The organism is Synechococcus sp. (assembly GCF_982614295.1).
The window spans coordinates 1-9,693 of sequence record NZ_CEXBMR010000057.1; the positions used below are offsets into that span (position 1 = coordinate 1).

Annotated in this window: 14 protein-coding genes and 1 pseudogene; 4 read left to right on the forward strand and 11 right to left on the reverse strand. The window is 48.9% G+C overall.

The genetic code is table 11. The features are described 5' to 3' along the window. Positions 1-60: 60 nt before the first annotated feature. The gene (locus AC2JC8_RS08905) at positions 61-306 is read left to right on the forward strand and encodes a hypothetical protein (RefSeq protein ID WP_484401480.1); all 246 of its coding nucleotides are present in this window, start codon (positions 61-63) and stop codon (positions 304-306) included. 75 nt (positions 307-381) lie between these two features. Further along, complete coding sequence (locus tag AC2JC8_RS08910; RefSeq protein WP_484401479.1) at positions 382-750, forward strand: EamA family transporter; 369 nt, start codon at positions 382-384, stop codon at positions 748-750. Here the strand turns inward: AC2JC8_RS08910 and AC2JC8_RS08915 are convergent. The 3 genes and pseudogenes from AC2JC8_RS08915 to AC2JC8_RS08925 form a co-directional block, all read right to left on the reverse strand. Further along, positions 730-2,187: an ArnT family glycosyltransferase gene (locus AC2JC8_RS08915; protein WP_484594564.1), complete on the reverse strand. Its 1,458-nt coding sequence runs from the start codon at positions 2,185-2,187 to the stop codon at positions 730-732. The two genes, AC2JC8_RS08910 and AC2JC8_RS08915, sit on opposite strands and share 21 nt — an antisense overlap. Next, positions 2,187-3,419 (reverse strand): ATP-binding protein, encoded by a 1,233-nt coding sequence (locus tag AC2JC8_RS08920; protein ID WP_484594565.1) that lies wholly within the window; start codon positions 3,417-3,419, stop codon positions 2,187-2,189. The genes AC2JC8_RS08915 and AC2JC8_RS08920 overlap by 1 nt, the downstream gene beginning before the upstream one ends. A gap of 3 nt (positions 3,420-3,422) precedes the next feature. Continuing rightward, positions 3,423-4,081, reverse strand: a pseudogene (locus tag AC2JC8_RS08925) (response regulator). Here AC2JC8_RS08925 and AC2JC8_RS08930 point away from each other — a divergent pair. After that, a complete protein-coding gene (locus AC2JC8_RS08930) occupies positions 4,080-4,235 on the forward strand; it encodes a hypothetical protein (RefSeq protein ID WP_484420384.1) in 156 nt (51 codons plus the stop codon). The pseudogene AC2JC8_RS08925 and the gene AC2JC8_RS08930 sit on opposite strands and share 2 nt — an antisense overlap. An 8-nt stretch (positions 4,236-4,243) precedes the next feature. On the opposite strand, the gene AC2JC8_RS08935 is transcribed toward AC2JC8_RS08930, so the two are convergent. From AC2JC8_RS08935 to AC2JC8_RS08950, 4 genes are read right to left on the reverse strand one after another with little or no spacing between them, the layout of a single operon-like run. After that, positions 4,244-4,645 carry a hypothetical protein gene (locus AC2JC8_RS08935; protein WP_484401472.1) on the reverse strand — a complete coding sequence of 134 codons (402 nt, stop codon included), beginning with the start codon at positions 4,643-4,645 and terminating at the stop codon, positions 4,244-4,246. 4 nt (positions 4,646-4,649) lie between these two features. Continuing rightward, a complete protein-coding gene (locus AC2JC8_RS08940) occupies positions 4,650-4,916 on the reverse strand; it encodes a hypothetical protein (RefSeq protein ID WP_484594566.1) in 267 nt (88 codons plus the stop codon). Next, positions 4,913-5,527, reverse strand: a complete 615-nt coding sequence (locus AC2JC8_RS08945) for a DUF4335 domain-containing protein (protein ID WP_484420383.1) — start codon at positions 5,525-5,527, stop codon at positions 4,913-4,915. The genes AC2JC8_RS08940 and AC2JC8_RS08945 overlap by 4 nt, the downstream gene beginning before the upstream one ends. Next, complete coding sequence (locus tag AC2JC8_RS08950; protein WP_484401468.1) at positions 5,528-6,064, reverse strand: DUF3038 domain-containing protein; 537 nt, start codon at positions 6,062-6,064, stop codon at positions 5,528-5,530. Between the two features lie 75 nt (positions 6,065-6,139). Between AC2JC8_RS08950 and AC2JC8_RS08955 the strand changes: the two genes are divergently transcribed. Further along, positions 6,140-6,673, forward strand: a complete 534-nt coding sequence (locus AC2JC8_RS08955) for an adenine phosphoribosyltransferase (protein ID WP_484401467.1) — start codon at positions 6,140-6,142, stop codon at positions 6,671-6,673. A 10-nt stretch (positions 6,674-6,683) separates the two neighbouring features. Here the strand turns inward: AC2JC8_RS08955 and AC2JC8_RS08960 are convergent, their stop codons facing one another. The 4 genes from AC2JC8_RS08960 to AC2JC8_RS08975 all read right to left on the reverse strand — a co-directional run. Continuing rightward, positions 6,684-6,893, reverse strand: a complete 210-nt coding sequence (locus tag AC2JC8_RS08960; RefSeq protein WP_484594567.1) for a DUF2949 domain-containing protein — start codon at positions 6,891-6,893, stop codon at positions 6,684-6,686. Positions 6,894-6,958: 65 nt separating this feature from the next. After that, entirely contained in the window at positions 6,959-8,119 is a 1,161-nt protein-coding gene (locus AC2JC8_RS08965) for an FAD-dependent monooxygenase (protein WP_484594568.1), read from the reverse strand. Positions 8,120-8,185: 66 nt separating this feature from the next. After that, positions 8,186-8,449: a chlorophyll a/b-binding protein gene (locus AC2JC8_RS08970; protein ID WP_255131037.1), complete on the reverse strand. Its 264-nt coding sequence runs from the start codon at positions 8,447-8,449 to the stop codon at positions 8,186-8,188. 83 nt (positions 8,450-8,532) lie between these two features. Next, positions 8,533-9,693 (reverse strand): cobaltochelatase subunit CobN (locus tag AC2JC8_RS08975; RefSeq protein WP_484594569.1); only part of this gene is annotated, 1,161 nt, incomplete at its 5' end.

Below are 9,693 nucleotides of genomic sequence, written 5' to 3' on the forward strand. Positions count from 1 at the left end.
CGCCCCCTCCGTTTTAATTAGTTTGATGTTTTGGTTCGCTCATAGAGCTGTTGATCTGCCATGGAGCGCCTTCGCGTGAGGCTTAATGGGATCAGTTATCTCGGGCCCGGCGCATCAATGCAGGAATCCCCTCTCCCCACTCCAAGTGAAATTGAAGCAATCGTTTCTGTACCAGAAGATCAAATCCCAGCGGATCCAGTTCCAGATGATGAACTTGATGCTGATGCCCACGACCCAGATTGGTTTGATGATGAAGCCTTTGGTGGCTCCTCTTCCGGTTTTGCTGAAGCTCCCCAGGGTTGGTAATACCTAGTGCTTGGCGGATTGCCCCTTTGGTTCATTTGGGCACTGCTTTCAGCGATTTTTGCCGGTGCTTCTGCAGTGTTCGCAAAGGTTGGTTTAGAGGAGGTGGATCCAGATCTTGCTACTTTAGTAAGAACATTTGTTGTTTCTATATTTTTACCGCTTCTTATTTTTGCAGCTGGTAAATGGAGCAATCCATTTGTTTTGTCGCAACAAACATGGATATTTATTGTTCTTTCTGGTATTGCAACAAGTTTATCTTCTCTTTGCTTTTTTAGAGCTCTAAAAGAGGGTGATGTTTCTTTAGTGGTGCCTGTTGATCGGCTCAGTTTATTGGTAGTAGCGCTTATCGGTTTTCTCTTTTTGGGGGAACGCCCTACTATTTATGCATGGGTGGGTTTGGTTTTAATTGGTGGTGGTGGTGTGTTATTTTCCCTCGCTAAGTAGTGGGATTGGAGCAAAGCTAAAAAATTCCATCCGTTGCGCAGTTTTTCCACCCCTTGGAAGATCAACTATTGCTATGGGGGTAAGAGAGCCAAGTTGCTGCTTGATTTCTAATTCTTTATTCCCTTGATTTGGTTCGGTTAATCGAAATAAAATACCTGACATACCTTGATAGCCATTGGCTGGACGCCAGAAGGCAAAACCGCGGGCATCTTTATTGATTGTGGTGAAGGTGGCTTTGCTATCTCCCCCTAACGCCAAAGCAAGTAATCCAGGTTCGTAATACCGCTGACCCACCAGTAGCTTGGCAGCTTTTAGTTTTTCCCATAGGGCAGGGTTATTTTGCAGAGCTTGCCGCAGCCGAGCGGGTGGGAATAATTCTTTCGAGGTGTCTAATTTGTTTGGTAGCAATGCACTGCCGATCCCAAAACGCACATGGCTTGCGGCAACCAACATCAGCACTGGCGGCAGCAATGCTGTGAACCAAATCCAGGGTTTTAACCATCGAGCACCATTTGCCTGGGCCTGGGCCAAGCGTTCAGCCGCCAGGGGCACTAGCAACCACCAGGTGGGAACCAGCCAGCTCACCAATACCTGCATGCGGCCAGCTAATAGTAAAAACAACAGCATTTGTGGGATCACCAGCCAACGCAGTAATTCGCGAAATGTGCTGTATCGATCTGGTTTTTGTGCTGTTAATCCCAGCAGCATCAATAACGCAATAGTTGGGAATAAAGCCAATATTTGAGTAAGTAAAAATAAAGGTGGGCCTGAAAAATTGAAACCTTCAGCGCCTTGAGTGCGGGCACTATGAAACAAAAACGAAATCCAACCGTTTTGGAGGTTCCAGAGCCATAAAGGACTTGATACAACTAACCAGCCGCCAAAGGCCTGTACCCCTTCCCAGCTAAATAGTCGTCTCCGAGTTTGGCTTTGGCTCAGGGCCCAACACAACAAACACAACAACAGTGGCAGGGCTTGATATTTACTTAGGGTTAAAAATCCCAGCAGCAAGCCCAGCCAGCCCCAGTTAAGCCCCACGGCAAGGGCCCATACCACAGCGCTAAGGCTCAGCAGTAACGGAGCATCCGGCAGCAACATCACGCCTCCAACCACCAGCAACAACGGCGATAAACCCGTCAAAATTGCCGTCCAAACGCCACTGCCCGGTGTTAATCGTTTGCGCGCAGCCAGTGCCAACAGGCCACTAGCGATTGTGTAACTAATCAGGCTTGGGATTCGTAGGCCAAAGCTATCGCCAGGAAATTGCCAGCCCAACCAAGCCCAGATACCCACCATGATTGGGTGATCGTAATAACTAGCCGCTAGATGATGGCCGTAAAACAGGTAATAAGCCTCGTCGTATCCAGGAGGCAGTAATAGGGCGATAACAATCCTTAGCCCTAGTCCCAGTAATAGGTATTTAGCAATAGTTTTCATTAGCTCAATTCCCCACTTAGCAGCAAGCACACACTGAATCCACCGCCGGGAGGATCACGAAATTCGAGCTTGCCCCCATGCAATTCCGCCACCCTGCTGACAATCGCAAGGTCTAAACCGCAGTGGCCACTCCCGCTCCGAGAGGAATCAAGCCGATGAAACGGCATCAAAGCTTGCGCACGTTCGCTCTGGCAGATTCCAACACCTTGATCGGTAACGCTAATAAGCACCATCGAGCCCTCTTTCATGAGTTGGATTGCTATTGGTGGAGCTCCATAACAAAGGGCATTTTCGATTAAATTTGCAAGTGCCCTGCTGAGGGCCACCGGTTGCACTAAGGCTTCTAATGGCTTTAAAAATAACTCCAAATAATTATCATCATATCTGGCGCTTAATTCACCAACTAATTCATTTAATGGCAGCAATATTTTTTGTTCCCCTTGCCCGCCCCCAGCAAATAGAAGAAATTGACCTGTAATCCGCTCAAGGGCGTTTAGATCGGCCTGGGCTTGGGGGCTAGCGGATTCCACCGCAAGCCTCAGCCGTAACCTGGTGATCGGGCTTTTCAGGTCGTGGGCGATCCCCGCAAGCATCGTGGCTTGTTCTGTTTCACTTTCTTCTAATCGGGCCAGCATGGAATTAAAACGGCGGCTTAGTCGTTGCACTTCAACGGACCCTTCTTTTGGCAATGGTGCTGGCCTTTGCTCCAAACCCACTCTGCCGAGTGCGTTCTCAAGCCTGTGCAGCGGTCTTTGCACCTCTAATAATAAAAACAATGCCCCTGCTATTACCGTGCCGCTTATTAAGGAATAGGAAACCAACATTGGATCGGGTGGCCACCAGCGATTGTTTGGTAGTGCCACATATAACCAAACCGGTTCCAAGGGGCTAAGCAGTTCCACCCATACCCCCGCCACTCCACTTTTATTAGGGCGAACTTCAGGGCAATGGCGCAGCTGTTTACACAGTTCCAGCCTTAATTCACGATCGCGATTGCCCTGCTGGTTGCCAGCAAACTTGATATTGGTGGCAAGGGGTAAACCACTGAGCTCCGCCACCAGCGCTGGCGGAAAGCGCTCTAAAACCATCTGGCTCAGTTTTATAACCTCAGCCAGATTGCGACCCAGCTGCTGCATCTGGGCCCGCTCCAGCCGTTGACCCAGCATTTGCTGCAACAGGCCAAGGTTTAAAGCACAACCGAGCGTTAAAAATAAAATAAATCTGAGCAGCATTATTTATTTGCTACGGGAGGTGCCTTCTGGAACAAACACATATCCATATCCCAAAACGGTTTGTAGATAGCGTGGTCTTGCGGGGTCTGCTTCGATCAATTTGCGTACTCTCGATACCTGCACATCCATACTGCGGCTATCTGTATCGCTTGCTGGGCCGCGGGCCAAATTCACCTATGGTAATCACCACCGCACTGCCAGCGCTTTCCAGGGTGCTGGCGGCTAGATCGAGGCGGTTTTCACCAAATTCGATCAGCTCCCCTTGAGCCAAAGGCGTACCAGCTGGCATTGCGCCACGTCGCCGCAGAACCGCCTCAATCCTGGCGGTTAGTTCTCTAGGAATAAAAGGTTTTGCCAGATAATCATCGGCCCTTGTTCAAGGCCAATGATGCGATCTACCGCTTCTCCTCTAGCCATGAGCATCACATCGGGCAAATCATCACCTGCATCTCTTAAGAGCCGCAAAATAGTTAAACCGTCATCTCCTGGCAGCATCAAATCCAGCACCAGCAAATGGCCCGTTGGAATTCAAGCCGCGCTTTTAATTGTTTGCCGTCGTTAAGGGTGCGCACTTCATAGCCTTGCTCACTGAGATAGGTGTTAAGAAGCTGCCTTAGTTCTGGATCGTCATCTAGCACCCAAATGGTTTGCGCCTTGCCCATGGCATGCACTATGGGAATGATCGCAGCTTTAAGGTTATTGCCATGGGAGCTTTGCCTGCCAGGCTCGCGTTTAGATATTAATGATGATGCAAAATTAAATGCTGTTGAACTTGGTAAGTATCCAAGTTTGATGTTTTTATTGGGGAAAGCTTAATAAGCGCCTTAAATGCGCCAGCTTTTAATGGGGGCGGCTGGAACAGATTTTTCTACTTTTTTCAGAGGATATGAAATCGGCATATCTGGATTGATAATTCTCACCAATCGCACCAAGCCACCAAGTAATAAGACTAAACTTAATACTACTAATCCAATCAAAACTAAGGCGCCAATCGTTTGAATAATCCCAAGGCCAAGACGCACTAAACCAACACTGATATTGCCGAGGGCAGTGCTGAAATACAGCAGCGTATCTAAGCGGTTAGGTAGTTGGGAAAGGCCAAAGATCAAACCTAGGCCTGCTGCCATCCAAGCCAAAGCCAGCACCACAGCCTGCAGATGTTTTGCTGCTGAGGGTCTGCGGCGGCGCCGAGGCCTTAACGCCGATTTTTGTTTTAGCGCTTGCATCCACTCACGCTATCGAGCTCAAAGGATGGGTCAAGTAACCGGCTTGAATCATCCAGCGCATAAATTCATCAACCACCAATCCATTGGGGCATTGCACCAAGCTGAGGCCATCCACTGTGCAATCCCCTTGACCAGTGTGATGAAGGCTGATCAAAAATTTTTCGCCGCTGAGGCCACACACCTCAGGGTCGCTGCGCACCACCACATCCAGTTCACTGCCAAGGCGAGTCATCAACCTTCTTAATTCACTCCAACTCGGCGTTTGAGTCATGGCTTTTGCCGCTCAATTGGTTGGGGGCTAGCAGGCAGCAGCGGTTTTGGTATGGGCAGCAACATTGCAACCAATGCGCAGAGGGCTACTGCGGCGATTGCCGCGCTGGGGGCAGCCCAGCTGTGCACCATCGCTGGGGCAGCGGCTTGATGCTTTTTAGGCTTTAGCAAGGGCTGCTTAAAGCTCAAGCCCTGGCGTGGATCCAGCAGCATTTGATCTAAGCATTGGGTGAGATCTGCTAATTCAGCATCGTCAAGCTGTAAATCAAGCGGCGGCGTATTCGGTTGGCTGCTTATAAGTTGCAATTGATGGCCCCGTCCCCTTGGGGCTACCACCACAACTGCTGATTTGCTTGTTTGTTTATAGGCAGCTCCACTGAGCATTAGGCGTACGTAAGGCAGCACAGTTTCAACTAATGCCTCGAGATGTTCCCGTTTGCCTTGAAGTGAGGCCCGTTGGCCAAGATTCAATTCCCATGAGGTAAGAATCGATAAAAGCAGCTCACTGTTGCTTGGGCTTTGGGGTTGAGCGCTTACGTCTGGAAGACCCTTTAATTCCAGGCGACAGCTGGATTGCTCATAACGCAGGGCCATGCCTCCAAAGGAATTCATCTAGTAACCGTCCATCAAGCACGCCCCTAACCGTTGCATGCCTGCTCCCCCTGCGCAAAGAGCGAGGGTTTGCACAACTTCGCGGCGGCGCTGCGCTCCGGTTTTTTGATCCAGTAGCAAACGCACCGCCCCTCTTTTTAAATTCATCCTTTCGCTAATTAAATCGTTGTAGCGCTCTTGGAAAAGGGCCCAGCGTTGATTGGTTAATTCATCCGGCTCGCTGCTGGAAAGCAGTTGACGCAACATTGGATAAAGCCGTTGGGAAAGGCTACACACCAAACGAATCAAGCCCTCTTGCTCTTCGATGCTCCACTCCCCCCTGCGACTTGCCCTCCTAAGGGGGTTGCGGCAGCGAGTTTTCCATAGGGCAACTCGATCTGGGAAGGGCTGTTGCAAATCCAACTGCTCACAGCTCCAAAGCATTGCTTCACTGCCGTGTAGATCCAAAGCCTCTATCGCAAGTAGCAATAAATCAAGCCGTTCCATTCCCTTACGCGGTAACGGACGCTTTTGGTTTAGCGGGAGTTGAAGGTTCAAAAATAAGGGGCCAATGGCTGCGATGATGGCAGTAGAGCAGGCATGTCGTCACCCCCCTGCCCAATGCCTGTAGCCATGGATCAATCCCAAAACCAGCAGTTGCGGGCCTTGGTGAGGGATGTTCCTAATTTTCCAAAGCCGGGAATCTTGTTTAGGGATCTCACCCCATTAATGCGCGATCCAAGCATTTGGAATTTAGTAATACAGGATTTAGCAGAGAAGTTGGAATCCAATTCACCTGAATTAATTGTGGGCATCGAAGCCCGCGGTTTTTTAGTGGGGATTGCGCTTGCCTCTGCTATGGGAAAGGGTTTTGTGCCAGTGCGCAAACCAGGAAAATTACCAGGATCTGTTATTGGGATTGATTACAGCTTGGAATACGGCAGTGATCGTTTGGAAATCCAAGCTGATGCCCTAGCTGCTGGGCAAAAGGTGTTGATAATTGATGATCTTTTAGCTACGGGGGGCACAGCTGCTGCATGTTCGGCTCTTGTGGCGAAAGTGGGCGCAAAAGTTTGCGGCTACGGATTTATCGCAGAACTAACTGATCTTTCTGGACGGGCGCGTTTAAAAGAAAATGAACCGGTAGAAGTGCTAATAAGTTATTAAAGAAAATATATTATTGACGCTCCTGCCAGTCGAAAACTTGATTTAATTGCCCTAAACTCAATAAACCAAAACGCCACAAAGTAACTGGCAAAGGCGCCTGCTCTTGAACCGCTTGTCGCACTCCCAAAGCCAAGGCGTCTTCGCTCAAGCCGATATCCCTGCGGATGAATTCCACAAGGGCAGATTGGGGGATGGGTTGTGGAGAGGTCGTAATCACCATGGGCTGTAGTGTGCCGCTTAAAAAAGCAGATAGCTATTAAGAAAGAATTAAAAAAGGTTTACTTTTTAATTTGCCCACCCTCCATTTGCCATTTTTAGGCTCAATTGCCTGAGGGTTGCACTGCTTTTTAGTAGCTGCAGCAGCCTGCAGCGCAGCCAGCGCAGCAGTGGTTGCTGGTTAGAAAATATTCGCACTAAGGCATCTGTTGCCAGCATGGTGCAGATCAGATCCAGCCAACGACGTCGCTGATATCTACGCAGCATTACAGCCAAATTTGAATCCCTGAAGCGCATTCGCCTGGCTTCTGAAACCAAAACAGCTACATCGCGCCAACAAAGATTTAGGCCCTGCCCGCCCACTGGATGGCAACGGTGGGCACTTTCGCCGCAAAGCAATTGATTGCCATGCACCAACTTTGGAACAATGCGCCACTCCACAGGAAAAGCGCCGGGTTTATCAAGCAATGCGATTGGCTTCAGTTGGATTGGCAGAACCTGCGCTAGTGCCTCTAGCAACGCGGCTGGATCAAGAGCTGCCCTCTCCTGGCAACGTTTAAATGGGGCACTCCAAACAACTTGATAGCTATTACCCCCAAGCGGTAGTACTGCTAAGGGGCCTTCTGGGCGAAACATTTCCCAGGCCGTATCCGCTGGTTGAACTCCAGCGAGTTGTTGCTGCGGCTGCAATTCCAATTGAACTGTTAAACATCCCTGCCGGTATGGCCAACCATAAAATCCAATTCCCAGCGCTTTGCGACTCGCTGAGTTTCCACCTTCTGCAATAACTTTCAACTGGTTTGGTGAAATGTTTGGCGCGCTATCAGGATCAATAGTTTCGCCAACTCGCCACTCGATTGAGGGGTTTTGTCTGCAGCGTTCCAACAGTAAATCCATCAAATTTGGGTGATTAATAATCCAGCCCAAATCCTGGTTATTTTGATGGAAGCAAACTGATTTATGATTGCTACTATCGCTTAATTGCAATGTTTTAAAGGCTTGACTGTTTTTAATCAAATCTTGCCAAATACCCAATTCTGCTAATAACTTTTTGCTGGAATGGGTAAGGGCATAGGCGCGGCTGCGGCTGCGCAGTTGCTGCATTGAAGTGGGGTCGTTTAATACAACTTTCCAGCCGGCAGCTGCTAAGCCAAGAGCAGCGATGCAGCCGGTGGGTCCTGCTCCACTCACCCAAGCATGAAAGGTATTTGAAGAAGCAGTGCTACCCATAAAGAAACCCGCTGCAGGAATTCTGCCGCGGGTAATTGAACTAATGCGGTTTGATTGGGGCGGATATCAACCCAAGCCAAGCAACCCGTGGGTGAAAGATTGGCCACCAAGCATATTTTCGGTAACCAGAAGTGCAATAAAGCCAAGCATTGCCATGCGGCCATTCAATTTTTCAGCGCGCTCGTGGAAGCCCCAGCCATCTTCTGGGCTCACAACCTGCATGCGTGGTTCAGCCGCAAAGGCATTCAGGCGCCCGCCATCTTCAGTGGTAACAGTGGCGCCACGGATGGTGGCCTTAGAAGAAGCGGTTGCAGGTGAGTTGGAATCCATGGCTTTAAAGGAAACTTTAAGAATAATAACACATTGTTGCGGTTCGTTACAAAAGCTGGTTAGGCGTGCAGGAGGCTTGGCGGCTAGTTGGCAACCCCTTCGATGCGATCTTCGATCTCCTGGTACAGCTCCTGCAACTGTTGGATATTTTCTTCAGAGGTTTCCCAATAACCGCGTCCATGCACCTCTAGTAGGGTGCCAACTATTCGGCGGTAGCTGTGGGGATTTAAATCCATTAAACGCTTGCGCATTTCAGCATCATTTATAAAAGTTTCATTAGCTTCTTCATATACAAAGTTATCTACAGCACCGCTGGTGGCACTCCATCCCAAAGTGAAGTTGAGGCGTTTTGCCACTTCCCTAACCCCTTCGTAACCGGAATTAAGCATCCCTTCGTACCATTTGGGATTCAATAATTTTGTACGTGAATCAAGCCTGATTGTTTCACCAAGGGAGCGCACCTGGGCATTTGCAGTGGTGGTGTCTGCTATGTAACTGGTGGGTGCTTTCCCATCTTCCCGAAGCCCAGCGATTAATTTTGTGGGATCGGAATCAAAGTAATGGCTCACATCTGTAAGGGAAATTTCGGCGGAATCCAGGTTTTGGAAAGTTACATCGGCTGTTTTCATAACCGATTCAAAAACATCCCGGTTTTGATTCATTTCACCTGGGTTGTCTGCATTGAATGCGAAGGTTTTACGGTTTAAATACATTTCCTGCAGCTCTTCTTCCTGCTCCCAGCTGCTGTTTTCAACCGCAAGGTTTACATTAGAGCTGTAGCTGCCACTGGCATTAGAAAAGACTCTAGTTGCAGCATCTCGCAAGCTGCTACCTTGAATTTTTGCCTGCTCTAAAGCATGGCGCCGCACAAAATTAAGTTCGAGGGGTTCATCAGCCTCAGCAGCTAATTTGACGCCTTGATCAATTAATCCCATCTGGTTTATAAATAGATCTCTAAATACACCGGAACAGTTCACAACCACATCAATTCGCGGGCGACCAAGTTCCTCAAGACTGATCAATTCTAATTTGTTTACCCTACCCAAAGAATCAGCAACTGGCTTAACTCCAATAAACCAAAGTATTTGAGCTAAAGATTCGCCGTAGGTTTTTATATTATCTGTACCCCACAATACGCAAGCAATTGTTTCAGGCCAGCTACCTTGTTCAGCTTTTTGGCGTTCGATCAGTCGATCAACAACAACTTTTGCCGCAGCTATAGCCGCTCTTGTTGGTATCGACTG